At 60.5% G+C, this 23,463-nt stretch carries 28 protein-coding genes; 20 read left to right on the top strand and 8 right to left on the bottom strand.

All coding sequences use genetic code 11. The features are described 5' to 3' along the window. From KI237_RS24025 to recX, 14 genes are all read left to right on the top strand, one after another. Window positions 1-429, top strand: coding sequence for a phage tail assembly chaperone (locus KI237_RS24025; RefSeq protein WP_212797345.1), 429 nt, complete (start codon window positions 1-3; stop codon window positions 427-429). An 89-nt stretch (window positions 430-518) separates the two neighbouring features. Beyond that, window positions 519-728 (top strand): hypothetical protein, encoded by a 210-nt coding sequence (locus KI237_RS24020; protein WP_212797344.1) that lies wholly within the window; start codon window positions 519-521, stop codon window positions 726-728. A 2-nt stretch (window positions 729-730) separates the two neighbouring features. Then, complete coding sequence (locus KI237_RS24015; protein WP_212797343.1) at window positions 731-1,897, top strand: phage tail sheath protein; 1,167 nt, start codon at window positions 731-733, stop codon at window positions 1,895-1,897. Then, window positions 1,897-2,403, top strand: a complete 507-nt coding sequence (locus KI237_RS24010; RefSeq protein ID WP_212797342.1) for a phage major tail tube protein — start codon at window positions 1,897-1,899, stop codon at window positions 2,401-2,403. Before KI237_RS24015 ends, KI237_RS24010 begins: the two co-directional genes overlap by 1 nt. Before the next feature lie 187 nt (window positions 2,404-2,590). Beyond that, window positions 2,591-3,157: a phage tail assembly protein gene (locus tag KI237_RS24005; RefSeq protein ID WP_212797341.1), complete on the top strand. Its 567-nt coding sequence runs from the start codon at window positions 2,591-2,593 to the stop codon at window positions 3,155-3,157. 128 nt (window positions 3,158-3,285) lie between these two features. Beyond that, window positions 3,286-5,463 carry a phage tail tape measure protein gene (locus tag KI237_RS24000; RefSeq protein ID WP_212797340.1) on the top strand — a complete coding sequence of 726 codons (2,178 nt, stop codon included), beginning with the start codon at window positions 3,286-3,288 and terminating at the stop codon, window positions 5,461-5,463. Next, window positions 5,463-5,846, top strand: coding sequence for a phage tail protein (locus KI237_RS23995; RefSeq protein ID WP_038857206.1), 384 nt, complete (start codon window positions 5,463-5,465; stop codon window positions 5,844-5,846). The genes KI237_RS24000 and KI237_RS23995 overlap by 1 nt, the downstream gene beginning before the upstream one ends. Further along, the gene (locus tag KI237_RS23990) at window positions 5,839-6,051 is read left to right on the top strand and encodes a tail protein X (RefSeq protein ID WP_212797339.1); all 213 of its coding nucleotides are present in this window, start codon (window positions 5,839-5,841) and stop codon (window positions 6,049-6,051) included. The genes KI237_RS23995 and KI237_RS23990 overlap by 8 nt, the downstream gene beginning before the upstream one ends. Before the next feature lie 9 nt (window positions 6,052-6,060). Then, complete coding sequence (locus tag KI237_RS23985; protein WP_212797338.1) at window positions 6,061-7,077, top strand: contractile injection system protein, VgrG/Pvc8 family; 1,017 nt, start codon at window positions 6,061-6,063, stop codon at window positions 7,075-7,077. 165 nt (window positions 7,078-7,242) lie between these two features. Beyond that, window positions 7,243-7,788, top strand: a complete 546-nt coding sequence (locus tag KI237_RS23980) for a glycoside hydrolase family 19 protein (protein WP_212797337.1) — start codon at window positions 7,243-7,245, stop codon at window positions 7,786-7,788. Window positions 7,789-7,841: 53 nt separating this feature from the next. Beyond that, the gene (locus KI237_RS23975; RefSeq protein ID WP_249410765.1) at window positions 7,842-8,300 is read left to right on the top strand and encodes a lysis system i-spanin subunit Rz; all 459 of its coding nucleotides are present in this window, start codon (window positions 7,842-7,844) and stop codon (window positions 8,298-8,300) included. 72 nt (window positions 8,301-8,372) lie between these two features. Continuing rightward, window positions 8,373-8,873: a CinA family protein gene (locus KI237_RS23970; RefSeq protein WP_212797335.1), complete on the top strand. Its 501-nt coding sequence runs from the start codon at window positions 8,373-8,375 to the stop codon at window positions 8,871-8,873. Window positions 8,874-8,956: 83 nt separating this feature from the next. Beyond that, window positions 8,957-10,009, top strand: coding sequence for a recombinase RecA (gene recA, locus KI237_RS23965; RefSeq protein WP_003198351.1), 1,053 nt, complete (start codon window positions 8,957-8,959; stop codon window positions 10,007-10,009). Window positions 10,010-10,017: 8 nt separating this feature from the next. Then, window positions 10,018-10,485: a recombination regulator RecX gene (gene recX, locus KI237_RS23960; RefSeq protein ID WP_212797334.1), complete on the top strand. Its 468-nt coding sequence runs from the start codon at window positions 10,018-10,020 to the stop codon at window positions 10,483-10,485. A gap of 46 nt (window positions 10,486-10,531) precedes the next feature. Here the strand turns inward: recX and KI237_RS23955 are convergent, their stop codons facing one another. Further along, entirely contained in the window at window positions 10,532-11,650 is a 1,119-nt protein-coding gene (locus tag KI237_RS23955) for an LOG family protein (protein ID WP_212797333.1), read from the bottom strand. Between the two features lie 467 nt (window positions 11,651-12,117). On the opposite strand from KI237_RS23955, the gene KI237_RS23950 reads away from it, so the two are divergent. Further along, window positions 12,118-12,312: a hypothetical protein gene (locus KI237_RS23950; RefSeq protein WP_212797332.1), complete on the top strand. Its 195-nt coding sequence runs from the start codon at window positions 12,118-12,120 to the stop codon at window positions 12,310-12,312. On the opposite strand, the gene KI237_RS23945 is transcribed toward KI237_RS23950, so the two are convergent. Then, a complete protein-coding gene (locus tag KI237_RS23945) occupies window positions 12,313-12,735 on the bottom strand; it encodes a quorum-sensing-regulated virulence factor family protein (protein WP_003198359.1) in 423 nt (140 codons plus the stop codon). It abuts the gene before it with no gap. Between the two features lie 184 nt (window positions 12,736-12,919). Between KI237_RS23945 and KI237_RS23940 the strand changes: the two genes are divergently transcribed. The 3 genes from KI237_RS23940 to KI237_RS23930 all read left to right on the top strand — a co-directional run bounded on the left by KI237_RS23940 (window position 12,920) and on the right by KI237_RS23930 (window position 14,968). Continuing rightward, entirely contained in the window at window positions 12,920-13,666 is a 747-nt protein-coding gene (locus tag KI237_RS23940; protein ID WP_212797331.1) for a tRNA-uridine aminocarboxypropyltransferase, read from the top strand. 213 nt (window positions 13,667-13,879) lie between these two features. Further along, a complete protein-coding gene (gene erdR / locus KI237_RS23935) occupies window positions 13,880-14,533 on the top strand; it encodes a response regulator transcription factor ErdR (RefSeq protein ID WP_212797330.1) in 654 nt (217 codons plus the stop codon). Window positions 14,534-14,605: 72 nt separating this feature from the next. Beyond that, complete coding sequence (locus KI237_RS23930; RefSeq protein ID WP_063322710.1) at window positions 14,606-14,968, top strand: diacylglycerol kinase; 363 nt, start codon at window positions 14,606-14,608, stop codon at window positions 14,966-14,968. Between the two features lie 4 nt (window positions 14,969-14,972). Here the strand turns inward: KI237_RS23930 and KI237_RS23925 are convergent, their stop codons facing one another. Continuing rightward, entirely contained in the window at window positions 14,973-15,899 is a 927-nt protein-coding gene (locus tag KI237_RS23925; protein ID WP_063322709.1) for a LysR family transcriptional regulator, read from the bottom strand. A gap of 121 nt (window positions 15,900-16,020) precedes the next feature. Between KI237_RS23925 and fpr the strand changes: the two genes are divergently transcribed. Further along, window positions 16,021-16,800, top strand: a complete 780-nt coding sequence (gene fpr, locus KI237_RS23920; protein ID WP_003184787.1) for a ferredoxin-NADP reductase — start codon at window positions 16,021-16,023, stop codon at window positions 16,798-16,800. Between the two features lie 206 nt (window positions 16,801-17,006). Here the strand turns inward: fpr and tsaA are convergent, their stop codons facing one another. From tsaA to rimO, 5 genes are all read right to left on the bottom strand, one after another. Then, the gene (gene tsaA, locus KI237_RS23915; RefSeq protein WP_212797329.1) at window positions 17,007-17,705 is read right to left on the bottom strand and encodes a tRNA (N6-threonylcarbamoyladenosine(37)-N6)-methyltransferase TrmO; all 699 of its coding nucleotides are present in this window, start codon (window positions 17,703-17,705) and stop codon (window positions 17,007-17,009) included. Between the two features lie 33 nt (window positions 17,706-17,738). Then, window positions 17,739-18,200, bottom strand: a complete 462-nt coding sequence (locus KI237_RS23910; protein WP_212797328.1) for a YehS family protein — start codon at window positions 18,198-18,200, stop codon at window positions 17,739-17,741. A gap of 57 nt (window positions 18,201-18,257) precedes the next feature. Beyond that, window positions 18,258-18,968, bottom strand: coding sequence for an rRNA pseudouridine synthase (locus KI237_RS23905; protein ID WP_212797327.1), 711 nt, complete (start codon window positions 18,966-18,968; stop codon window positions 18,258-18,260). Window positions 18,969-19,051: 83 nt separating this feature from the next. Beyond that, the gene (locus tag KI237_RS23900) at window positions 19,052-19,525 is read right to left on the bottom strand and encodes a GNAT family N-acetyltransferase (RefSeq protein WP_212797326.1); all 474 of its coding nucleotides are present in this window, start codon (window positions 19,523-19,525) and stop codon (window positions 19,052-19,054) included. A gap of 236 nt (window positions 19,526-19,761) precedes the next feature. After that, on the bottom strand, window positions 19,762-21,102 hold the full coding sequence (rimO, locus tag KI237_RS23895) for a 30S ribosomal protein S12 methylthiotransferase RimO (RefSeq protein WP_212797325.1): 1,341 nt from the start codon (window positions 21,100-21,102) through the stop codon (window positions 19,762-19,764). Between the two features lie 333 nt (window positions 21,103-21,435). On the opposite strand from rimO, the gene KI237_RS23890 reads away from it, so the two are divergent. Then, window positions 21,436-23,277 (top strand): potassium transporter Kup, encoded by a 1,842-nt coding sequence (locus KI237_RS23890; protein WP_502937137.1) that lies wholly within the window; start codon window positions 21,436-21,438, stop codon window positions 23,275-23,277. The last annotated feature ends 186 nt before the right edge of the window (window positions 23,278-23,463 follow it).

Below are 23,463 nucleotides of genomic sequence, written 5' to 3'. Positions count from 1 at the left end.
ATGACTGTATTTTTTTGCGCAGAGACAGGTGGCTTTTATCCCGGAGAACCTTATGGCGATGCAGTCGGGAAGGAGTGTGTAGAACTTTCTCAGGAAGTGTACCAAGCCTTGAGAGATGAGATTGATCAAGGCAAAGAAATAAAGGTCGTCAATGGTTGGCCCAAGTCCTTTGACCGGGTGATATCGCCAGATCAATTGATCGCCTTCGAGCGTAACTGGCGCGATTCTGAAATTCGAAGCACTGAATGGTTGGTCGCACGTCACCGTGAAGAACAGGAGTTAGAGTTGGCTCCTACGTTGAATGCAGAGCAGTTTCCCGTGCTGCTCTCGTATCGCCAGGCGCTTCGGGACTGGCCGCAAACATCTGACTTTCCTTCCTTGGAATCCCGGCCGATTGCACCTCTCTGGCTCGCCGAGCAATCCCAGTAAACGCCCCGCACCGTCGGGGCGTTTTCTTATCCGTCCAAAACCTCAAAGCCCCTTTCCCAAGGGGCTTTTTCATATCCGGAGAAACAGAAATGGCACTACGCCAAACCTACACCGTACTCCTCCCATTCCCCACCGGCGGCGGCCATTGGTCGAGCATCGGCCAGGAACTCGATCTGCTCGACGTCGAGGCCAACGCCTTGCGCAGCGCCGGTCGCCTGGCGCTGAAAAAAACCGAAGTCGTCGAACCGGCTTCTGCATCCACCCCGGCCAAAAAGGCCGCCACCAAAAAGGCTGAATAACCATGGCTGAGGTTTTGAACTTCGAGCACAACGGCATTACCGTCAATGCCACCGAATCTCCCGAGGCCATGGGTGGCCTGGGGGACAACGTCATCGGGCTGGTCGGCACCGCGCCGAATGCCAATCTGCTGATTCCGAAAAACACCCCGTTCCGCATCAACAGCTTCACCACCCATGCCCAGTTGGACCCGACCGGTGCCGAGGCGGGGACGCTGTTCCAGGCGGTCTACCAGATTCTCAAAGTGGTCAAGGTGCCGGTCTACGTGGTCATCGTCGAAGAGGGTGCGACGCTGGCCGATACGCAGAACAACGTCATCGGCGGCATCGAAGCGCAGACCGGTCGCAAACTGGGCCTGGCGGCGTTGAGTGGGGTCGCTGAAGACCTGACCATCATCGGCGCGCCGGGCTTTACCGGTAGCAAGGCCGTGGCGAGCGAGTTCGCTTCGTTCGGCAAGCGCATCAAGGCGCGTGTGGTGCTCGACGGCAAGGACGCCTCGGTCGCCGACCAAGTGACCTACAGCCAGGAACTGGGCGGTGCGGACCTGGGTTTCGACCGTTGCCTGGTGGTGCACAACATGCCTGCCGTGTACTCGAAAGCGGCGAAGAAAAACGTCTTCCTGTCGCCTTCCAGCCTGGCGATTGCCGCGCTGGCCAAGGTCAAGCAATGGGAGAGCCCGGGCAACCAGGTGACCTATGCCGAGGACGTTTCGCGCACCGTCGAATACAACATCCTCGACACCTCCACCGAAGGCGATCTGCTCAATCGCTACGGCGTCAGCTACTACGCCCGGACCATCCTCGGCGGCTTCTCGTTGCTGGGTAACCGCTCCATCACCGGCAAGTTCATCAGCTACGTCGGCCTGGAAGATGCCATCAGCCGCAAGCTGGTGAAAGCCGGCCAGAAGGCCATGGCCAAGAACCTGACCAAGTCGTTCATGGACCAGGAGGTCAAGCGCATCAACGACTGGCTGCAAACCCTGGTGGCCGACGAAACCATCCCCGGCGGCAGCGTGTACCTGCACCCGGAATTGAACAGCGTCGAGAAGTACAAGAACGGCACCTGGTACGTGGTCATTGACTACGGCCGCTACGCGCCGAACGAACACATGATTTATCAACTCAATGCCCGCGATGAAATCATCGAGCAGTTCCTGGAGGACGTTCTCTAATGTTTACCAACCGCGTAAGACAGGCCATCGCGGCCACCCTGCAAGGCCTGCCGTTGTCGGCGACGGTGGAAGAGTTCAGCCCGCCGAAGATCGAATTCGACATGGAAGAGATGCGTGGCGGCCGCTTCATTGGCGAGGAAATGGCCAAGGGCGGCAAGGTACTGACGGCCAAGTTGACGCTGCAAGGCCTCGGCCCGGAAATCATGCTGGCACTGGGCGTGAGCGTGGGCGACGACATTCTGCTGAACGTGCGTGAAGCTGGCCAGGATCAGGACGGCAACACCTGGTTCACCTACCACACGGTGGGCGGCAAGTTGAAATCCCTCGAGGAAACCCCGCTGAAAATGAGCGAGAAGCCCAAGACCAACCTTGAGCTGTCCTGCCGCACCTACAACCGTCTGGAAAACGGCGTTCCGGTGATCGACATCGACGTGCGCACCCAGAAGTTCGTGCTCAACGGCGTCGACATCCTCGGTGATGCGCGGCGTGCGGTGTTGTTGCCTTAAACAACGGCCTGTCAGCTAACCACAATCCCCTGTGGGAGTGAGCTTGCTCGCGATAACGGTGTATCAGACCTCCTGATGCTGAATGTACCGCCGCCATCGCGAGCAAGCTCGCTCCCACACAGGTTGCACATCTTGACTGACCGGCATTGCGCAATACCTCCCCACGATTCAGCAAGGAATTCATTTCATGTCCTGGACACCTCCCGTTCACGTCTTGCTGTCGCCGATCACCGGTGACGACGAGTCGCAGATCGAACAAATCCAACTCAAGCCGCTGTACTACGCCGCGCAGAAAGACGCCCTGGCCCGTGCCGGCGATGACGAAGACGATCAGTTCTTCGAGCTGGCCAAATTGGCCACCGGCCTGTCGGTCAAGGCACTCGACCAGCTCAAACGCCCGGACTACGTGAGCATCGCCCAGTACGTGCACGAGATGTCCACGCGCCCGGCGTCGTACTTTCTGGATGACCCACAGGCCGATCCCGACCAAGTGCAACTGCTGCAACCACTCGACGTAGCGGGCCGCAGCCTGACCGCGCTGACCCTGGAAATGCCGGTGCTGCGCGCGACCAAGGCGATGAAGAAACTGAAGACGGCCAAGGAACGCGCCGAGTTCATCACGGCCCATTGCACTGGGCTGATGATTCCCGACCTGGGCCTGTTGACCGTGCCCGACTGGACACAGCTTCAGGTACGCATTGACGATTTTTTAAACAAACCGGCGGACTTCTTTCGGAGCGCGACATCGAAGTGATTCTCGATGTGGTGCCGCTCATTTACTCGGTAAGTGAGGCGGAAATCCTGGAGTGGGACGCCGGCAAGGCCTTGCGCCGCTACGACATTGCGATCACTCGCCTTGGCGTGAAACAGGAGTAGAGCGGGATGGCGGACGATAGATATTCGCTCAAATACGCAGCCTTCGATGAGCGTGGGTTGGCGTTCGGTAATACCAGCCTCACGAGCGGTGTGTCAGCACAAGGCGCGTTCGCCAGGGATCAACTGGCGAGCCTCGATCTGGCGTTGGAAACGCTTGGGCTCAAGCTCGGCCTGCTGACCACGGCGATCGAGTCGCTGACGGTGAAGCTTTCGGCGCAACGATTGTTTTCCCAAGCCATGGGCGCAGGCGCCAAGGGTGAGTCGGCCAATGAGCCAAAGGGTAGGTCGGGGGGCGGTATCGAACCACCGGCGCTGCTCAAACCGGCGATAGCGATGGATTCGGCCGTGGCCGATCTGAAGCAGGCCGGCCAATTCACGCCTCGCCAGATTGCGGAGATGGCGCAACCAACCCAGCGTATCGCCAGTGCGCCATTGGTGGCGGCCGCAGGCACCACGGCGGTTGAGGTGGTGAGGATGCAAAGCCTGGCGGCCAGGGCAGGAGTCGGCAGCGATCTGCCCAATGCCTCGGACCGGCAGTTGGCACTGTTGCGCTTCGCCAGTGATGCAGGTGTCACAGCCGCGACGTTCAAAATGCCGGCCATGGAAGCCGCTGAGATGGTGCTCGGCTGGCGCACTTCCATGAAACTCAGCGCAGAGAGAGCGTTTGATCTGGCGGATGCAACCAACCACCTGAGCAAGATTCCCGGTGGTGCGAAAGCGAGTGAGATCGGCACTGTGTTGCAGCGTGACGGTGCGGCCGCCACCTCGGCGGGCCTGCAGCCTGCCCAAGCGGCGGCACTGACGGCGGCACTGCTCAATACTGGCGCGCAACAAGCTGAAGCGGGTGTGGCGCTCGATCACTTCACGACCGCTTTAGGCAAGGGCGATCAGGCCTCCGCGACCGAGCAAGCGGCCTGGAAGCAACTGGGGCTTGATCCCAAAGAGGTGGCGAGCGGCTTGCGTGACAAGGACGTCGCGCCGGGGGTGGTGATGTCAGTGCTGGCGGCCTTGAACGCGCAGCCGCCCGAAAAACGCTCGACCCTTGCCTCTTCGCTGTTTGGCACTGGCGATGAAGCGGTGCTGCGCATGTCGCAGAAGCTCGACGATGTGAACGCCGCGTTCTGGCAGGTGAAAGACCCAGGCCAATACGCCACTTCACAACTGGGCAACGACGGCTCGGTGCGACAGGACGCGTTGGCGCTGTCGAAAACCCGGCAAGGTCAGTTGAACGTCCTTAACGCCCGCAGCGAGCGTTTGTCGGTGGCCACCGGCAATGCCGTGACGCCTTTGGCGGATACCTCGTTCCAGTGGCTGGGATCGCTGGCCGATGGCATGAGTGAGTTGGCTGAGTCCTCACCTAAAGCCGCCGCGGCCATTGTGTTGATTGGCGCGGCGATCAAACCGCTGGTGGGGGCGCTGCTCAAGGCCATGGCGGATGAGATGAGCAACCAAGCGGCCAAGCGGGTATTGGGTAAGGCCGCCCCGCACCTTCCTGGCCGATTGGGTGAGGTGATCTCCGAAGATTTCAGAAATCCTCGTGGGGACAAGCTGGATACACGCAACGCCAACCAGCGTACCGAGTCCACGAGCAGGCCGAAAATACGCGTCAGTACACGAGGCTCGCTGGGCGGCGCTGGGCGTCTTTCACTCGGGCCAACGGCCTCATTACGCTCGATGACTCGCAGGGCTCCCGGCCCATTGAAAGTAGTCGGCGCCGTCGCTGATGTGGCCGAGGGTGTCCTTACCGGCGACAAACGAATGATGGGCGCAGGCCTGGGCGCTGCGGGTGGCGGCTGGGCAGGCGCTGCAGCGGGGTCTGCGGCCGGTGCGGCCTTGGGGAGTGTCGTTCCGGTGATTGGCACGGCCATTGGTGGCCTGATTGGCGGACTGCTGGGCGGCTGGTTGGGGAGCGATGCCGGCGCGTCTCTGGGTGAGAAGCTCGTCGCCCCCGTCGACAGACTCGCCGCTCCAGACCAGCTCAGCAAAGACCTGACCAACGCCCAGACCACCACGCAACAGAACACCATGACCGCCAACATCTACATCAACGGCCAAGACCAGGCCAGCGCCAGTCAATTGGCCAACCTGGTGGTGCAGCAGCTCTCGGGCCAGTTTGGCTTGACTACCATGCCCAACTCACTCGCCATGCGCAGTGACGCGGCCCTGACCGACGGAGGTACGTGATGCGTCAGCAAATGGCCCTGGGCAGTTTCATTTTCGGCCTGTCCAGAAACTTTGCGTACCACAGCCTGGTGCGCACCTCGGACGGTGGCTGGAAGAGCATCGATATCCTTACCAGCAAACCCAAGTCCAGCCAAGTCGGGCAAGGCCTGCAAGGGCTGACGATCACCGGCAAGTCGATGTACGCGACCGCCATGGATCGCCTCGATGAGTTGCGCGCCTTGCAGGCGCAGCGCGTGCCCGTGCCGTTGGTCGATGGCATCGGTCGCAATTGGGGCCTGTGGCAGATCAACAAGGTCACGGAAACCCAGACCGAGATCATTGATGACGGCACGGCAATGGTGGTCGGCTGGGTGGTTGAATTGACGGAGTTCGCCAATGCGTAGGGTTCGAAGTATCGCCGGTGATTCGGTGAATCTGTTGCTGTACCGCGAGCTCGGGCGTTGTGACGATATCGTCGAGGAGGCGCTCTGGCTGCTCAATCCGGGCTTGGCTGAATGGGGCCCGGTATTGCCGGCAGACGTATGGGTGGTCCTGCCGGAAGTGGACCTCAAGCCCGTGGCAACCCCACCGGTTTCGGCCTGGGATTAAGGAGGCGACATGTCATTGGGTTTTACGCCAACGGTGGAAATTTATGGCGCGAACGCCGCGCTGCTCAACGAACGCCTGCTCAAGTGGGAGCATGTCGACGCCGCGGGCATCGAGACCGACCAGCTGACGCTCACCATTAGCCTGGAGGGGCTCGAAGGGTTACCCAGCCTGGGCGGGAAGATCGGTCTACGGGTCGGTTATCGGGAGTCGGGGCTGGTGGATAAAGGTGAGTTCGTCATCACCCGGCGCACGCCGTTCCTGTTCCCTTTGCAACTGGTGCTGGTGGCCATGGCCGCGCCGTTCAGTGCTGCGGATCAGACTGGATTCAAGCAACGCCGATCTGTCAGCCATGGTCCGACGACCCTGGGGGCGCTGTTTCGTCAGTTGACCTCCAGGCACGGGTTTTCCCCCCGTGTGGCGCCGGACCTGTCGCTGATCAAAATCGAGCACATCGACCAATCCAACGAAACCGACATGGGGTTCCTGACGCGCCTGGCCCACCGTTATGACGCCGTCGCCAAGCCGATCAACGAGCTGTATGTGCTGGCGCGGCGCGGTCAGGCGAAGTCGTTGTCGGGCAAGGTCCTGCCCGAGATGAAACTGTTGGTGACGACCAACAACCGTCCGGGCGACCACGCTTTCATCTCGGCCAAGCTGGATGAAACCGCCCGGGCGAAATACCAGGGCTGCAAGACCCGTTGGTGGGATGCGGCGGCCGGCAAGCTGCAGGTCGAGGCGAGCGGCATCGCGCCGTTCAAGACCCTGCGGCAGCGCTTCCAGAGTGCCGATGACGCCCGCGCTGCCGGTGAAGGAGAGGTGCGCCGGATGCTGCGCGAAGCACTCAAGGTGACGATCGAATGCCCTGGCAACCCGGGGCTCGGCGCCGAGGGCATCGTACTGCTGGACCCGTCCTGGCCGGATTTCATGCGCGGTCGCTGGTCGATCGACAAGGTCACCGCCAGCGGTGACCGGGAAAAAAGTTATCGCTGCTTGATTAATGCAACCTGCCTGGATGCCAGGGCCTGACCCCACTCGCCTGTGTGGGAGCGAGCTTGGGGCGAAATCGTACTGAAGTGGCGTCGTCGTCAGGTATGGAGACCTTTGTGTCATTGCGCTGCGGTGCGAGGTTCGAGCAATTACAGGTGTGTCTGCATCCGCTGGCACGAACTCAATCGCCTCAAGGAGAAGGCCATGTCCGTCACGCAAGCCCAGTTGCTGTTTATCCTCCCGAACGCCGGCACCAATGCCGGCGTTTTTGCGCCGGTCCTGAACGATGCCATGGGGCGCTATCGGATCATTGGCGTTAAACGTGTCGCGGCGTTCATCGCCCAGGTCGGCCATGAGTCCGGCCAGCTGCGTTACGTACGGGAACTAGGGAGCGATGATTATCTTGAAAAATATGATACCGGCCGACTGGCGTCGCGCCTGGGGAATACGCTCGAAGCCGACGGTGACGGTCAAAGATACCGGGGGCGCGGACTGCTCCAGATTACCGGACGTGCTAACTATCGGGCTTGCGGTGAGGCCCTCGGCCTAGATCTGCTCGCGGAGCCTGGGCTGTTGGAGCAACCACGATGGGCCGGCCATTCGGCGGCATGGTTCTGGGCTATGCGCGGGCTGAACCCCCTCGCCGATGCCGGCGATTTCGAGACCATCACCCAGCGGATCAATGGCGGCCAGAACGGTGCGGCAGACCGGCGAGCGCTGTATGAGCGTGCGTTGCGGGTGCTCGAATGAATCCGGCGTTGCTGAGGTTTCTTCCCGTCGCGACCCTGATTTTTTCGTTGTTGATGAGCAGCGCCGCATGGAAAATCCAGGATTGGCGCTATGGCAAGGCGTTGGCCGAACAGGCCCATTCCCAGGCTGAAATCCTGAAACAACTGACCGTGGCAGCCGCCGCGTCGCAGCAAAAAGAAATAGACAAACGCCTCGCCCTCCAACAGCAACTCTCCACCAGCGAACAAACCCATTACCGAGCCTTGAGCGATGCCCAACGTGATCAGGATCGCCTGCGCGATCGCCTTGCTACTGCCGATGTCCGGCTGTCAGTCCTCCTCGACGCCGACGATGTTGCCGCCGGTTGTGCAGTGCCTGCCGCCACCCCCGCCAGCGGCCTGGATCATGGCGCCCCACGCGCCCGACTTGACCCGGCGCATGCTCAACGAATTATCGCCATCACCGACGAAGGTGACCGCGGATTGATCGCCTTGCAGGCTTGCCAGGCCTACATCAGGGCGCTGGGTCGATAATCCGGCGAGCCTTGCAAGCTGCCGTTGCTCGTGTACGGTAGGCCTCAATTGTGTGGAATCAGGAGAGGCACCATGGATGACATCACCGGACTGGCCGCCGAGCTGGGCAGGCGCCTGCAGTTGCTCAATGCCCACGTCACCACGGCCGAATCCTGCACTGGCGGCGGGATTGCCGAGGCGATTACCCGGATTCCCGGGAGTTCGGCCTGGTTTGAGGCCGGTTTCGTCACCTATTCCAATCGCCAGAAGACCCAGCAGCTGGATGTGCCCACCGAGTTGTTCGGGAAGGTCGGGGCGGTCAGCCGCGAGGTGGTCGAGGCCATGGTGCGAGGTGCCCAGCATAAAAGCCTGGCGCGTTTTGCCGTGGCGGTCAGCGGCGTAGCGGGGCCGGATGGCGGTTCGCCGAATAAACCGGTGGGTACCGTATGGCTGGCCTGGGGCGTTGGAGAGGCGGTGATCAGCGAGCAGCGATTCTTTGCAGGCAACCGTGACGAGGTCCGCCGACAAACGGTGAAGGCCGCGCTAGAGGGGCTGCTGCAACATGCCGCTGTAGAAATCTCAAATCAGGGGTAGGCGATCCTCGAACGCTGTGGAATAATACTGGCTACTTATACAGGTGTTGGCCGTCAGGCCTTATTGATTACGTGAGGACTTTAATGGACGACAACAAGAAGAAAGCCTTGGCTGCGGCCTTGGGTCAGATCGAACGTCAATTCGGCAAGGGTGCCGTAATGCGTATGGGCGATCAGGACCGTCAGGCTATTCCTTCCATCTCCACCGGCTCCCTGGGCCTGGACATTGCGCTTGGCATCGGCGGCCTCCCAAAAGGCCGAATCGTTGAAATCTACGGTCCTGAATCTTCCGGTAAAACTACACTGACCCTGTCGGTGATCGCCCAGGCCCAGAAAGCCGGTGCGACCTGCGCCTTCGTCGACGCCGAACACGCCCTGGACCCGGAATACGCCGGCAAACTGGGTGTCAACGTCGACGACCTGCTGGTTTCCCAGCCGGATACCGGTGAACAGGCCCTGGAAATCACCGACATGCTGGTGCGTTCCAACGCGGTTGACGTGATCATCGTCGACTCCGTGGCAGCACTGGTACCAAAGGCTGAAATCGAAGGTGAAATGGGTGACATGCACGTGGGCCTCCAGGCTCGCCTGATGTCCCAGGCCCTGCGCAAGATCACCGGTAACATCAAGAACGCCAACTGCCTGGTGATCTTCATCAACCAGATCCGCATGAAGATCGGCGTGATGTTCGGCAGCCCGGAAACCACCACCGGTGGTAACGCGCTGAAGTTCTACGCCTCGGTTCGCCTCGACATCCGCCGTACTGGCGCGGTGAAAGAGGGTGATGAGGTTGTCGGCAGCGAAACCCGCGTCAAGGTCGTGAAGAACAAGGTGGCTTCGCCGTTCCGTCAGGCCGAGTTCCAGATTCTTTACGGCAAGGGCATCTACCTCAATGGCGAGATGATCGACTTGGGTGTGCTGCACGGTTTTGTCGAGAAGTCGGGCGCCTGGTATGCCTACAACGGCACCAAGATCGGTCAGGGCAAGGCCAACTCGGCCAAGTTCCTGGCGGACAACCCGGAAGTCGCCGCTGCCCTTGAGAAGCAACTGCGTGACAAGCTGCTGAGCCCGGTGGCAGACGTCAAGTCCGTGGCTAATCGCGAGACTGCGGACGACCTGGCTGACGCTGACATCTGATCGATTCGATGACCGTCGTACTCGATACCCTCGTCGCGGTGCGGCGAACCGCAATGGACCTGCTCGCCAGGCGCGAGCATGGTCGAGTCGAGCTGACGCGTAAACTGCGTCAGCGCGGCGCGACCGATGAGTTGATCGACACAGCCCTCGACCGTTTGACCGAAGAGGGCTTGCTGTCTGAGTCCCGTTACCTGGAAAGCTTTGTCTCCTATCGCGCCCGTTCCGGTTATGGTCCTTTGCGCATTCGTGAGGAACTGGGTCAGCGCGGTTTGCAACGCCCGGATATCGAACTTGCCTTACGCGAAAGTGGTATCGATTGGCAGGAGCAACTGATGGACACCTGGCGCCGCAAGTTCTCAGGACATTTACCCATCGATGCACGGGAACGAGCCAAGCAAGGGCGTTTCCTGGCGTATCGAGGCTACTCCATGGAAATGATCAACCGCTTGTTCAGCGGTCGCGGTATGGATGACTAAACAAAAACGGCCTGCTATTTCGATAGCAGGCCGTTTTTTTATGGGCTCAGGTTACCTTGATCGGCTCCCACGTGAGGGGATGGGTTTTTTGGGCGGGTTGGGCCCAGTTTTCCGGCAGGTTGATGTAGTCCACCAGTTCCCTCAAGCGACCGTGATCCCGGGCGTTGAAGGCAAACGCCAGTCGCGTCAGATGACTGAACTGCGCTTCGTCGTGCTCTTCACCGCTGTAGTCATGCTGATGAAAACAGTCGTTCAGGCACAAATCGGCGAATTCTCCCTGCATCTGCTGCAACGCCTGTTCGGTTAGCTTGTGATTCATGCGGATCACGAACTGATGCTTGAGCCAGCGACTGGAGTGGAAGTTGCGATAGAACTGGTTGATCTCTTCCACGGCCTCTTCGGCGTTGTACACCAGGCGCATCAGCTTCATGTCGGTGGGCAGGATGTAGCGGTTTTCCTCCAATTGCTCGCGGATAAAGTTCAGGGCGCCTTGCCAGAATTTGCCTCCCGGGACATCCAGCAGGACCACCGGCACCAGCGGGCTCTTGCCTGTCTGTACCAGCGTCAGGACCTCCAGCGCTTCATCAAGCGTGCCGAAACCGCCGGGGCAGAGCACCAGTGCGTCGGCCTCTTTGACGAAAAACAGTTTACGGGTGAAGAAGAAGTGGAACGGCAGCAGGTTCGGCGTGCCTTCAACGGTCGGGTTTGCGTGTTGCTCGAAAGGCAGGGTGATATTGAATCCCAGGCTGTGGTCGCGGCCTGCGCCTTCATGGGCGGCGGCCATGATGCCACCGCCGGCACCGGTGATGACCATCATGTCCGAACGGGCCAGCGCGGCCCCCAGCTCTCGGGCCAGGCCATACAGTGGATGTTCGATAGGCGTTCGGGCCGAGCCGAAGACCGTGACCTTGCGCCGGCCCTTGAACTGCTCGAGGGTACGGAAGGCGTGTTCCAGTTCCCTCAGCGCTTGTAGCGTGATCTTGGCATTCCAGCGGTTGTGATCTTCCTGGGCCATGCGTAGCACAGTCAGGATCATGTCTCGGTAAATGGGGAGGTTGGGGCTGTTGGGGGACACCAGGTTGAGTTGTTCTTCGACCTTGCGGGTGAGGTCGTGGCCGTGGTTCTCAAAATGACGACTGAGCAGGTCATTCGGTTTGTAAGGCATTCAGCTTCTCCTTCTTAACAGGACCCCGGCCCGGATGAGATATTCATCGAGGCCACGACACTCCGTGTGTCGTTGTCAGCCCAGGCATCAGGCCTGGAGGGTGACCTGGCTTGACGCGGTCTGCAGCAAGGCGACCAAGCCATCCAGCGGGTTCTGCTTTTCCCTTTGATAAAAACAATCGCACGCCAAGGTGTTGGCCGGGCAGCCTCTTTCTGCCCGATGAAAATACTATGGATACTTCTGAATCTAGACCGTCATGCCGATCTTTGCTGTCCTGATCATGGCGCTCAAAAGTGACCGTTGGCAACCGCAGGATACATGCGCTGAAATATCGCGCCGCTCGTCAGATTGCCGGCCGGATGCGTGCCGCTCTGATTTACTGATAACAAGCGTTCCAATGCAATTTGACGCCCAGGGTTGGGTGCCATGTGATGGATTGAAGCGGATCGGGCATGGAGGCGGGAGAAATGACCAAGGTCACTCTGGAGCTCGACAGGCAGTTGTACTTGATGCTGTTGGAATCGGCACAGGCCAATCGGGTGAGTCTTGAGGAAGAATGCTGTCGTCGGTTGGGAGGGCGAGCGTGGCGCTCGCGTTACCTGCAGGCGCTGGTGGCGGAGTTGCGCGCCGACGATGAGCAGCGGCGCGCAAGCTCAGGTTGATTACTTCTTCGTCTTGGCGGGTTTCGGGCAATCCGATTCCTGGAAGCGCTCGGTCGCGACCGGGCGGTTGGTCTTAACCTCGGTGAACTCGTAGCGCATCGTCGCGCCCTTGGCCATCAGCTTGCGAAAGCCCGGGTTGGTGCACACCGTGGAGCCCAGCTGGAAGTACACGGCCTTGGGGTCTGCACGCATTTTCTGGGCATGGCTGCTTTGCACACTGAGATGATTGATCAACTCGGTGCCTTCGACGGTATAGCCTTGGTCGAGAATGTCTTCGTTGATCGCCCGCGGCGTACCGACGCTACTTTCCTTGGCGACATTCTGCAGCATCTTGTTCAGTTCGAGTTCTTTCAGCGAAGCAGCCTGAGCGCTGAAGGACGTCGCCAACAGAACGGCAACGGTAGGGACGATAAGGCGCAGCATGAAACTCTCCTGGTTCAGTGACTGGTGGTTCGACCGATCACATGACTGTGCGTTCAGTGGCCGGGAATTATAGGGGAGCCAGGGTGGACGGTACAGGCTCGTGCGCTCTGGTAGACTGCCGGCCTTTATTGCCCTGCCGAGTGTCGTTCGTGTCGAGTTTTCCTGTCTGTCGGCGTTGCCCACGATGAATCACGCCCCTAACGCCGTAGCCCGCCTGCGCGATCAGCGAATCGATGAAGGAATCAGGCCGATCCAGGCCCGTGGTTGGCGCGCCCCCCGTTGCAGCGCCTGCCGAGTGATCGAGAGCCATTGCCTGTGTGCCTGGCGTCCGAGTGTCGAGACCCGCTCCGGGGTCTGCCTGATCATGACCAGCAAGGAAGTGTTCAAGCCGAGCAACACGGGTTGGCTGATTGCCGACGTCGTGCGCGACAATCACGCGTTCATCTGGTCGCGCACCGACGTCGACGAGCAACTGCTCGCGCTGCTGGGCGATCCGCAATGGCAACCGTACCTGGTGTTTCCGGGGGAATACGTCGAGCCATCGCGGGTGACCCACACGGTCGACCTCGATCATTCCAAGCGCCCGCTGTTCATCCTGCTGGATGCGACCTGGACCGAGGCGCGGAAGATTTTTCGTAAAAGTCCGTATTTCGACCGACTGCCGATACTGAGCCTGCTGCCCGATAGATTGTCGCGTTACCGCCTGCGCCGTTCAACCCGCAGCGAGCACCTGTGCACTGCCGAAGTGGCGGCATTGTGTCTGGAGCTGGCGGGGGACAGCGATGCCGCGTCGGCCCTGGACGCTTATTTCGATGTGTTCAGCCAGCATTACCTGGGTGCCAAGGGCCAGCAGGAGGTAAACGTGTCGACCCCGGCCCATGCCGAGTTGCAAGCCTTTATCCGTACGCCGCAAGCGGTATTGGCCCAATAGTGGCCCATACTGGACACCGTGGCGGCCGTGCTGCTTGACCACCCTGGCTGCGCTGGGCATGCTTGGCGCCGACCAGGGCGCCGCCAATGTTTGAAACGCCGAGTTTGGCGTTGAATGTGCCCCTGTGGATGCCGCTGCAAGGCGGTGTCTTGAGTTGTCTTGGCGAGGCGCGAATGCATCGGGCCTGCCATTAAAAACAGGATCATTTGAAAAATGGCCACATACGAAATCCTGATTGCCGATGACCACCCGCTCTTTCGCAGCGCGTTGCATCAGGCTGTGACCCTGGGCCTCGGCCCGGCTGTCCGGTTGACGGAGGTGGCCAGTATCGCGGAGCTGGAGGTCCAGTTGACGGCGAAGGCCGATTGGGACCTGGTGCTGCTGGACCTGAATATGCCCGGTGCCTATGGTTTTTCAGGGCTGGTGCTGTTGCGGGGCCAATATCCACAGATCCCCGTGGTCATGGTCTCGGCCCAGGAAGAAGCCTCGGTGATGGTCAAGGCCCGGGAATTCGGCGCCAGCGGCTTCATACCCAAGTCCAGTTCCCTGGAGATGATCCAGAAGGCCGTGAAGGCCGTCCTGGACGGCGATGTCTGCTGGCCGCCCCAGGCGTTCGAAGCGGTGAGCGTGTCCTTGGAAGCCAAGGCCGCCAGCGAAGGCTTGGCCAGTCTCACGCCGCAGCAGTTCCGGGTGTTGACCATGGTCTGCGAAGGCTTGCTGAATAAGCAGATAGCCTACGAGCTGAACGTGTCGGAGGCCACCATCAAGGCCCACGTCACGGCGATCTTTCGTAAGCTGAACGTGCGCACCCGGACCCAGGCAGCCCTGCTGCTGCAACAACTTGAGTCAATTTCACCGCAGACTTAGTGTTCTGGTTCACGCTTTTTTGACCAGGTTTGAATTAGTTTCCCCACTCCTTTTCGAGCAGTTGCCCACTCTATGTCACCTTTTAAAGGCCAGACCGGCCTGAAACGCATCCTCAACGCCTCCGGTTATTCCTTGGACGGGCTGCGTGCAGCTTTTGTCGGCGAAGCGGCTTTCCGTCAGTTGGTGTTGCTCAACGTCGTACTGATTCCGTTGTCATTCTTCCTGAACGTCAGTCGTGTCGAGCAGGCGCTGCTGATCGCCGTGTGCCTGCTGGCATTGATCGTGGAATTGCTCAACTCGGCGGTGGAGGCGGCCATCGACCGTATCTCCCTGGAACTGCACCCATTGTCGAAAAACGCCAAGGACATGGGCAGCGCGGCCCAGCTCGTCGCCCTGACGATGATCGCGTTGGTGTGGGGCGTGGTGCTGCTGTAACGGCTCAGGCAATGGTTGGCAGCACAATTTCGTCGCTGCGCTGGGCCCCGGCGGTGAAAGCCCGGCACAGCTCGAGGAACTCACGCATGGCGGAGGTCTGGTACTTCTGTTTGTGCCAGATGAAATAGAACTGCCGCGCCAGGTCCATGTCCGGGGTTTCCACTGCGACGAGGCTGCCGCGGCGGAAGGCGTCGCGCAGGGCCAGGCGTGAGATGCAGCCAATGCCCAGGCCCGATTCCACGGCGCGCTTGATCGCTTCGGTGTGTTCCAGCTCCAGGCGGATATTCAACGCGCTACGGTGGTGACGCATGGCCTGGTCGAAGGTCAGGCGCGTGCCGGAACCCTGTTCCCGCAGGATCCACGCCTCATGGGTCAGTTCCTCCATGGTCGCCTGGCCGCGCTTGGCCAGCGGGTGTTGAGGTGCGCAGAACACCACCAGTTCGTCCTCGACCCAGCTCTGTACCTCGATGTCTGGATGACTGCAGTCACCTTCGATTAGACCCAGATCAATTTCATAATGGGCAACCTGGTGCACGATATTGGCTGTGTTCTGCACGTGCAGCTTCACCTGGCTTTCTGGATGGCGCTGCATGAAACCGCCGATCAACAAGGTCGCCAGGTAATTGCCGATGGTCAGGGTGGCACCGACCGCCAGTGAGCCGAAACCGGACTTGCCGTTGAGCAGGTCTTCGATTTCCTTGGCCTGGTCCAACAGCGCCACTGCCTGGGGCAGCAGTTGTTTGCCCAGGGCGTTGAGGCTCAGGCGCTTGCCGGCACGGTCGAACAATTGGCAGCTCGATTGCCGCTCCAGTTCGGTGATGGAGGTGCTGGCCGCCGACTGCGACAGATTGAGTTGGCCCGCAGCGCGAGAGACGCTTTCCTGCTGGGCAACGGCGACGAAGACTTGAAGTTGACGTAGAGTAAATCGCATATCTATATAACCGATAACCCTTATCTTAATAATCCATTTAACAGATATTGTCGCCGCCATTAGAATGCGATGCAATTGCGCAGATTATCGGCGCAGGCATCATTCCCAGGAGTCCCCGTACATGAGCAACATGAACCACGAGCGTGTCCTCAGTGTTCATCACTGGAACGACACTCTGTTCAGCTTCAAGTGCACCCGCGATCCGGGCCTGCGCTTCGAGAACGGTCAGTTCGTGATGATCGGCCTGCAACAGCCCAATGGCCGCCCGCTTATGCGCGCTTACTCGATTGCCAGCCCGAACTGGGAAGAGCATCTCGAATTCTTCAGCATCAAGGTGCCGGATGGTCCGCTGACCTCCCAGTTGCAGCACTTGAAGGAAGGCGACGAGATCATCATCAGCAAGAAACCCACCGGCACCCTCGTGCTGGACGATCTCAAGCCTGGCAAGCATTTGTACCTGCTCAGCACCGGCACCGGCCTGGCGCCGTTCATGAGCGTCATCCAGGATCCGGAAACCTATGAGCGTTTCGAAAAAGTGATCCTGTGCCACGGCGTGCGTTACGTCAATGAAGTCGCTTACCGCGAGTTCATCACCGAGCACTTGCCGCAGAACGAGTTCTTCGGCGAAGCACTGCGTGACAAGCTGATTTACTACCCGACCGTGACGCGCGAGCCGTTCGAGAACGAAGGCCGCCTGACCGACTTGATGCGCAGCGGCAAGCTGTTCCGCGACATCGGCCTGCCACCGATCAACCCGCAGGACGACCGCGCCATGTTGTGCGGCAGCCCGAGCATGCTTGACGAGACCAGCGAAGTGCTCAACAGCTTCGGCCTGACCGTTTCGCCGCGTATGCGCGAGCCGGGTGATTACCTGATCGAGCGGGCGTTTGTAGAGAAGTAAGCCTAGATATCTGTGGTGGCTGATAGATCGCCATCGCGAGCAAGCTCGCTCCCACATTTGACCTGTGTTGTTCGTGAGATTTGACTCAACACAAAACCCTGTGGGAGCGAGCCTGCTCGCGATGGCCGCGACTCGGTCCAGCTGCCAGACCATAAAAAGCCCGCGCCGCCTGATGAAGGCCGTGCGGGCTTTTTCGTTTCCGGGGTCTATTTAACCGCAGGAACGACTTCCAACACCCGAATCAACCCCGGCTGCGGGTAATGCCAGCGAACGTCCAGGTCCCAGAACTGCGCACCATATTCCCGTTCGGCGGTAGGAAGCTGGTACGCCGGGCGTGGGTCTTGGGCCAGGCATTGCTCGATCAGCGCCACCAAGGGCTCTTGCAGGCGTCTGGCATGATCCTGGGCTTGCAACAGGGCTGCGTCCGCCCATTGCACGGGGATCAGCTCAGGCGCTGCACTGGCGATGTGGTTGGACGCGCAGCTGATGATGTCGGCGTAGGGCACATAGGGCTTGATGTCCAGCACCGGTGTGCCGTCCAGCAAGTCGATGCCCGAGATCCACAGGCGTCCGGCTTCGACCCGATCCAGCTTCACCACTGACTGGCCGATGCCGTTGGGGCGGTGGGTGGCGCGGGTGGCGAACACGCCCATGGTCTTATTGCCACCCAGGCGCGGCGGCCGCACTTTCAACCGTGGCTTGTCTTCCAGGGCCTGGTGGAACAGGAACAGCAGCCAGACATGACTGACCTGCTCCAACCCCTGCACGGCCTCACCCTGATCGAACGGCGCCACCAGCTCCAGCACACCGCGTGCGGCCGGGGCCAGTTGCGGTTGGCGGGGGATGGCGAACTTCTCCTTGAAACAGGAGCGGACGAAGCCGATGGGGGAGACGGTGTAGGTCATGGGTTGGGATCGAGGCTCTGGAAATCTCGAAAGTCAGCCGCGAACGCGCAGCGTCAGGCCCTTGAGGAAATTGCGCAGCAACTGGTCGCCACACGGGCGGTAGTTGGTGTGGCCGAACTTGCGGAACAGCGCGCTCAGTTCCGGTTTGGACACCGGGAACTCGGCGGCCTTGAGGATGGCGTGCATGTCGTCTTCCTTCAGTTCGAACGCCACTCGCAGTTTCTTGAGGATGATGTTGTTGGTCACCGGCACTTCGATCGGCTGCGGCGGGCGGCTTTCGTCCTTGCCACGCTTGAAGATCACCAGGCCATCGAGAAAATGCGCCATGACCTCGTCAGGGCAGAACACGAAGCCTTCTTCCTCGTCTTTCTTGAGGTAGCCCGTAAGGTCCGCCAGGGAGACTTCCAAGCCGCCCTGCTTGATGATCTCGATGACTTTCTTGTCGTTGATGTCGAGCATGTAGCGCACGCTGCGCAGTACGTCGTTGTGAATCATGTGTGCAGTCCTGATCAATCGGCAGTGGGCGCCCCGGTTCGACGGGGCGCCGGAAAATTAGAATTTCTCTTTGGCAGACAGGTAGCGCCACTGGCCCAGCGGCACCTTGCCGATGGACACGCCGCCGATGCGAATACGGCGAATGGCGACGACCTTGAGCCCGACCGCCTGGCAAAACAGAGCGATCACCCCGGGCTGTGGGTTTTTCATGGCAAAGCGCAGGCGGTTCTCGTTCTGCCAGCTGGCCTTGACCGCCGGCAGCTCCTTGCCCTTGTAGGTCAAGCCATGGTTCAGGCGATTGAGGCCATGGGCGACCATCTCGCCTTCGACTTCCACCACGTATTCCTGCTCGATCTTGGCGGCGTCGGCGGTGAGCTTGCGCAAGATCTTCCAGTCCTGGGTGAACACCAGCAGCCCGCTGGCGTTGGCCTGCAGGTCGGCGCTGGCGGTCAGGCGCAGGAAGTGGCCCTTGAGCGGGCGCTTGCCGAAGCGATGTTCTTCGCTCAGGGTCTGCGGTCCCAGGGACGCCATCGCGGTGTCCACGTCCATGCCCGCCGGCACATTCAGCAGCAGGGTCACCGGCTCCGGCGCGGTGGCCTTGGCCTCGGGGTCGAGTTCGACCTTCTGGGTGGTCACCTTGAACTGTGGCTCATCGATCACTTCGCCATCCACGGTGACCCAGCCGCCCTCGATGAACAGCTCAGCCTCCCGACGGGAACAGCCGACGAGTTCGATGAGGCGTTTGGAGAGACGAATCGGGTCAGTCATGACGGGGGCCGTAACAAAAAGAGGGTGGGCATTGTACCTGCCTGGCGCCGGTTAATCGCGGGTCCATTTGCCTCATGCCGTTTTTAGCCGCGCCCAGCCTTCAGGTCAGGCTGCTTGTAGCGCATGTGTAGCAGCGGGTAGGGCTGGTTCATGCCGTCTCGTTCCGAGCGGCCGATGACCTCGAAGCCCTGCTTGAGGTAGAAGCCCAAGGCCTGTGGGTTCTGCTCATTGACGTCCAGTTGATCGGCGTTCAGCTGTTCCATGGCGTAGTGCAGCAGTTGCTTGCCCAGGCCCTGCCCGCGGTGTTGAGGGTCGATGAACAGCATCTCGACCTTGCCGGCCGCAACGCCGGCGAAACCGGTGATCCGTTGGCGTGCGTCCCGGGTGCAAACGAGCATCACCGCATCCAGGTAACGGGTGAGCACCAGGTTTTTCAGCAGCTCGATGTAGCTGTCCGGCAGGAAGTCGTGGGTGGCACGCACCGAGGCTTCCCACACCTGGGTCAATTCCTGATAGTCGCTCGGTTTGGGTGTATGGATGACCGAATGCTGACGCATGGCCGCGTGTTCCTTGTGCTGATGTCCTGGGATTTCTCCATACGATAGTCGTAAAAAAGCCCCGCATCTTGTCGCAAGGCAGGGCTTATCAATTTTTACCGGGTTTGCGAAGCGCCTGTGGGAGCCGAGCTTGCTGGCGATAGCGGTGTGTCAGTCAGTTAAGGTGCCAACTGATCCGACGCTATCGCCAGTAAGCTCGGCTCCCACAAGGTACAGCGGTGAGTCTGTGACGCAGGTCAGTGGATCTGTTCAGCCCACAAGTCATATTCATCGGCGTCGGTCACCTTGCACCAGACCTTGTCGCCCGGCTTGAGGTTGCTGCCATTGTCGATGAAGACGTTGCCGTCGATTTCCGGGGCGTCGAAGAAGCAGCGGCCCACGGCGCCTTGCTCGTCCACTTCATCGACCAGCACTTCGATTTCACGGCCGATGCGCATTTGCAGGCGCGCCGAGCTGATGGCCTGTTGGTGCGCCATGAAGCGCTCCCAACGGTCCTGCTTGACGTCGTCCGGCACCACGGCCAGGTCCAGGTCGTTGGCCGGTGCGCCTTCGACAGGCGAATACTGGAAGCAGCCGACGCGGTCGAGCTGGGCTTCGGTCAGCCAATCCAGCAGGTACTGGAAGTCTTCTTCGGTTTCACCGGGGAAGCCGACGATGAACGTCGAGCGGATGATCAGGTCCGGGCAGATTTCGCGCCAGTTCTTGATGCGGGCCAGGGTCTTGTCTTCGAACGCCGGGCGCTTCATGGCCTTGAGCACTTTCGGGCTGGCGTGCTGGAACGGGATGTCCAGGTACGGCAGGATCTTGCCGGCGGCCATCAACGGGATCAGTTCGTCGACGTGCGGATACGGGTAGACGTAATGCAGGCGAACCCAGACGCCGAGGGTGCTGAGGGCTTCGCACAGCTCGGTCATGCGGGTTTTCACCGGCGCGCCGTTCCAGAACCCGGTGCGATATTTCACGTCGACGCCGTAGGCGCTGGTGTCCTGGGAGATCACCAGCAGTTCCTTGACGCCGGCCTTGACCAGGCGCTGGGCCTCGTCGAGCACATCGCCCACCGGGCGGCTCACCAGCTTGCCGCGCATCGACGGGATGATGCAGAAGCTGCAGCTGTGGTTGCAGCCTTCGGAAATCTTCAGGTAGGCGTAGTGGCGCGGGGTCAGCTTGATCCCTTGTGGCGGCACCAGGTCGATCAGCGGGTTATGGTCCTGGCGGGGCGGCACCACGTCATGCACGGCGTTGACCACCTGCTCGTACTGCTGCGGACCGGTCACGGCCAACACGCTTGGGTGCACGTTGCGGATGTTGCCTTCTTCCACGCCCATGCAGCCGGTGACGATGACCTTGCCGTTTTCCTTGATGGCTTCGCCGATCACTTCCAGGGACTCGGCCTTGGCCGAATCGATGAAGCCGCAGGTGTTGACCACGACCACGTCGGCGTCCTGATAGGTGGACACGACGTCATAGCCTTCCATGCGCAGCTGGGTCAGGATGCGCTCGGAGTCGACCAGAGCCTTCGGGCAACCCAGGGAAACGAAGCCGACCTTCGGATTGGCTGGCGTGGTAGTGGTGGACATGTCTAACCTCGGTGTAGGGGGATCGTCTCTTGCCGAGACAGGGCGCCTGACGCGCCTCTGATCAAAAAGTGCGCAATTCTATCCATGGTCGAGGCACTTGACCAGCTTTATACCGGGAAATGCGACGAGTGCTGCGCTATGCTTCGCGCCTTTGCGTTCTGACGATTGCTGCAGTCAACAAAACGTCTGTAACAATACGTAAAACAGCGCATGCTGCCTCAACAAAGCATCGTGCTTCGTTCAAGAAGCCAGGTCTGGAATCAGGAGTGTTGGATGGGTCATGCAAGTAGTCAGGCGGTGGGTGCCGAGCATTCGGCAGCGAAGCCGCTGAGCATGCTGGTCGCGGCGGTCGGAGTGGTTTATGGCGACATCGGCACGAGCCCGTTGTACACCCTCAAGGAAGTGTTCTCCGGTGCCTATGGGGTGTCTGTCAATCACGATGGGGTGCTGGGGATTCTCTCGCTGATTTTCTGGTCGCTGATCTGGGTCGTGTCGATCAAGTACATGATGTTCGTCCTGCGCGCCGACAACCAGGGCGAGGGCGGGATCATGGCGCTTACTGCCCTGGCGCGGCGAGCGGCGGCGGGAAGGGCACGGCTGCGGACATTCCTGGTGATCTGCGGCTTGATCGGCGCGGCGCTTTTCTACGGCGACAGCATGATCACGCCGGCCATTTCCGTGCTCTCGGCCATTGAAGGCCTTGGCCTGGCGTTCGACGGTATCGATCACTGGGTGGTCCCTTTGTCATTGGTGGTGCTGGTGGGGCTGTTCCTGATCCAGCGCCACGGCACTGCCCGCATTGGCATCCTGTTCGGCCCGATCATGGTGACCTGGTTCCTGGTGCTTGGCGCCCTGGGTGTTTACGGCATCCTGCAACACCCGGAAGTGTTGCAGGCGGTGAACCCGGCCTGGGCCGTGCGTTTCTTTGTCGTCCACCCGGGCATGGGCGTGGCAATCCTCGGCGCCGTGGTGCTGGCGTTGACGGGGGCCGAAGCGCTGTACGCCGACATGGGGCACTTCGGCCGCAAGCCGATCGCCCGCGCCTGGTTCATCCTGGTGCTGCCGGCGCTGGTACTCAATTATTTCGGCCAGGGCGCGTTGCTGCTGGGGGATCCCGAAGCGGCACGTAACCCGTTCTATCTGCTTGCGCCAAGTTGGGCGCTGATTCCGTTGGTGGGCCTGTCGACACTGGCTACGGTCATCGCCTCGCAGGCGGTGATTTCCGGGGCGTTCTCCCTGACGCGCCAGGCGATCCAGCTCGGTTACATCCCGCGCATGTACATCCAGCACACCTCCAGCGCCGAGCAGGGCCAGATCTACATTGGCGCGGTGAACTGGTCGCTGATGGTTGGCGTGGTGCTGCTGGTGCTGGGGTTCGAGTCTTCCGGCGCGCTGGCTTCGGCCTATGGCGTGGCAGTGACCGGTACCATGCTGATGACCACGATTCTGGTCTCGGCGGTCATGCTGCTGTTGTGGAAATGGCCGCCGCTGCTGGCGGTGCCGGTATTGATTGGTTTTCTGCTGGTCGATGGCCTGTACTTTGCCGCTAACGTGCCGAAAATCGTTCAGGGCGGTGCGTTCCCGGTCATCGCCGGTATCGCCTTGTTTGTGCTGATGACCACCTGGAAGCGCGGTAAGCAATTGCTGGTGGAGCGCCTGGACGAAGGCGCGTTGCCGCTGCCGATCTTCATTAGCAGTATTCGTGTGCAGCCGCCCCATCGCGTACAGGGCACCGCTGTGTTCCTGACTGCACGTTCGGACGCCGTGCCCCATGCGCTATTGCACAACCTGCTGCACAACCAGGTGCTGCATGAGCAAGTGGTGTTGCTGACGGTGGTGTACGAAGACATTCCCCGAGTACCGCCGCAGCGGCGCTTCGAGGTCGATGCCTATGGCGAAGGGTTCTTCCGGGTGATCCTGCACTTTGGCTTCACTGACGAGCCGGACGTCCCGCAGGCGCTCAAGCTTTGCCATCTGGACGACTTGGACTTCAGCCCGATGCGCACCACCTACTTCCTGAGCCGCGAGACCGTCATTGCCTCCAAGCTGGAGGGCATGGCCCGCTGGCGCGAGATACTGTTTGCCTTCCTGCTCAAGAACGCCAACGGCAACCTGCGTTTCTTCAACCTGCCGGTGAACCGGGTGATCGAGCTGGGGACCCAGGTCGAGATGTAAGCTTGAACAAAACAAAAAGCCCTCGTTGCTTGGCTGCAGCGGGGGCTTTTTTATGGGCGATACGAATACTGATGCCAGAGTGAAACTTTGTGGGAGCGAGCTTGCTCGCGATAGCTGTTGGCCAGTTGGCGGTGATGTTGACTGTGCTGCCGTCATCGCGAGCAAGCTCGCTCCCACAAAGGGGGG

Origin of the sequence: Pseudomonas sp. St316, assembly GCF_018325905.1 — a bacterium.
GTDB lineage: Bacteria > Pseudomonadota > Gammaproteobacteria > Pseudomonadales > Pseudomonadaceae > Aquipseudomonas.
The sequence above is the reverse complement of the archived record's forward strand: the minus strand, read 5'-3'. Positions and strand labels throughout refer to the sequence as shown.

Bases quoted from the DNA above. Each gene is read 5' to 3' on its own strand.
- fpr (WP_003184787.1), top strand. From the start codon at position 16,021: ATGAGCAACATGAACCACGAGCGTGTCCTCAGTGTTCATCACTGGAAC.
- KI237_RS23985 (WP_212797338.1), top strand. From the start codon at position 6,061: ATGTCATTGGGTTTTACGCCAACGGTGGAAATTTATGGCGCGAACGCC.
- KI237_RS23990 (WP_212797339.1), top strand. From the start codon at position 5,839: ATGCGTAGGGTTCGAAGTATCGCCGGTGATTCGGTGAATCTGTTGCTG.
- KI237_RS24005 (WP_212797341.1), top strand. From the start codon at position 2,591: ATGTCCTGGACACCTCCCGTTCACGTCTTGCTGTCGCCGATCACCGGT.
- recA (WP_003198351.1), top strand. From the start codon at position 8,957: ATGGACGACAACAAGAAGAAAGCCTTGGCTGCGGCCTTGGGTCAGATC.
- KI237_RS23970 (WP_212797335.1), top strand. From the start codon at position 8,373: ATGGATGACATCACCGGACTGGCCGCCGAGCTGGGCAGGCGCCTGCAG.
- KI237_RS24025 (WP_212797345.1), top strand. From the start codon at position 1: ATGACTGTATTTTTTTGCGCAGAGACAGGTGGCTTTTATCCCGGAGAA.
- KI237_RS24015 (WP_212797343.1), top strand. From the start codon at position 731: ATGGCTGAGGTTTTGAACTTCGAGCACAACGGCATTACCGTCAATGCC.
- KI237_RS23955 (WP_212797333.1), bottom strand. From the start codon at position 11,650: ATGCCTTACAAACCGAATGACCTGCTCAGTCGTCATTTTGAGAACCAC.
- KI237_RS24020 (WP_212797344.1), top strand. From the start codon at position 519: ATGGCACTACGCCAAACCTACACCGTACTCCTCCCATTCCCCACCGGC.
- KI237_RS23905 (WP_212797327.1), bottom strand. From the start codon at position 18,968: ATGACTGACCCGATTCGTCTCTCCAAACGCCTCATCGAACTCGTCGGC.
- KI237_RS23995 (WP_038857206.1), top strand. From the start codon at position 5,463: ATGCGTCAGCAAATGGCCCTGGGCAGTTTCATTTTCGGCCTGTCCAGA.
- tsaA (WP_212797329.1), bottom strand. From the start codon at position 17,705: ATGACCTACACCGTCTCCCCCATCGGCTTCGTCCGCTCCTGTTTCAAG.
- KI237_RS23930 (WP_063322710.1), top strand. From the start codon at position 14,606: ATGTCACCTTTTAAAGGCCAGACCGGCCTGAAACGCATCCTCAACGCC.
- erdR (WP_212797330.1), top strand. From the start codon at position 13,880: ATGGCCACATACGAAATCCTGATTGCCGATGACCACCCGCTCTTTCGC.
- KI237_RS23945 (WP_003198359.1), bottom strand. From the start codon at position 12,735: ATGCTGCGCCTTATCGTCCCTACCGTTGCCGTTCTGTTGGCGACGTCC.
- recX (WP_212797334.1), top strand. From the start codon at position 10,018: ATGACCGTCGTACTCGATACCCTCGTCGCGGTGCGGCGAACCGCAATG.
- KI237_RS23940 (WP_212797331.1), top strand. From the start codon at position 12,920: ATGAATCACGCCCCTAACGCCGTAGCCCGCCTGCGCGATCAGCGAATC.
- KI237_RS23890 (WP_502937137.1), top strand. From the start codon at position 21,436: ATGCTGGTCGCGGCGGTCGGAGTGGTTTATGGCGACATCGGCACGAGC.
- KI237_RS23980 (WP_212797337.1), top strand. From the start codon at position 7,243: ATGTCCGTCACGCAAGCCCAGTTGCTGTTTATCCTCCCGAACGCCGGC.
- KI237_RS23950 (WP_212797332.1), top strand. From the start codon at position 12,118: ATGACCAAGGTCACTCTGGAGCTCGACAGGCAGTTGTACTTGATGCTG.
- KI237_RS24010 (WP_212797342.1), top strand. From the start codon at position 1,897: ATGTTTACCAACCGCGTAAGACAGGCCATCGCGGCCACCCTGCAAGGC.
- KI237_RS23900 (WP_212797326.1), bottom strand. From the start codon at position 19,525: ATGCGTCAGCATTCGGTCATCCATACACCCAAACCGAGCGACTATCAG.
- KI237_RS23975 (WP_249410765.1), top strand. From the start codon at position 7,842: ATGAGCAGCGCCGCATGGAAAATCCAGGATTGGCGCTATGGCAAGGCG.
- KI237_RS23925 (WP_063322709.1), bottom strand. From the start codon at position 15,899: ATGCGATTTACTCTACGTCAACTTCAAGTCTTCGTCGCCGTTGCCCAG.
- rimO (WP_212797325.1), bottom strand. From the start codon at position 21,102: ATGTCCACCACTACCACGCCAGCCAATCCGAAGGTCGGCTTCGTTTCC.
- KI237_RS24000 (WP_212797340.1), top strand. From the start codon at position 3,286: ATGGCGGACGATAGATATTCGCTCAAATACGCAGCCTTCGATGAGCGT.
- KI237_RS23910 (WP_212797328.1), bottom strand. From the start codon at position 18,200: ATGATTCACAACGACGTACTGCGCAGCGTGCGCTACATGCTCGACATC.